Origin of the sequence: Bacillus sp. SIMBA_026, from assembly GCF_046535335.1 — a bacterium.
GTDB lineage: Bacteria > Bacillota > Bacilli > Bacillales > Bacillaceae > Bacillus > Bacillus velezensis.
In genome coordinates this window covers 1-248 of the sequence record NZ_JAWRWX010000375.1, presented here as the reverse complement: position 1 = coordinate 248, position 248 = coordinate 1, and the positions used below count along the sequence as shown (strand labels likewise).

Here is a 248-nt window from a genome sequence, read left to right as displayed (position 1 = left end):
CATGGCGTTCTTCGGTGCAATGGACGGTACGCATAAGGGGGCCTCGGGTTTCACATTAGAGCACGATTCGTCTACTATATGAGACATTTTTGAAAAAGGAAACCCGATGGCTGTTGACGACGTCATTGCACAACGCATCTCTGAATTGAGGACTGCCCAGCGGCTGAGTCTTAGCCAGTTGGCCGAGCGCTCCGGCGTCAGCAAGGCAATGATCTCGAAGATAGAGAGACGGGACAGCAGCCCGACAG

At 53.6% G+C, this 248-nt stretch carries 1 protein-coding gene; it reads left to right on the top strand.

Translation table 11 applies throughout. The annotated features are described in order from the left end of the window. Window positions 1–106: 106 nt before the first annotated feature. On the top strand, window positions 107–248 hold a 142-nt coding region (locus tag SB847_RS21870; RefSeq protein ID WP_410578819.1), incomplete at its 3' end, for a helix-turn-helix domain-containing protein.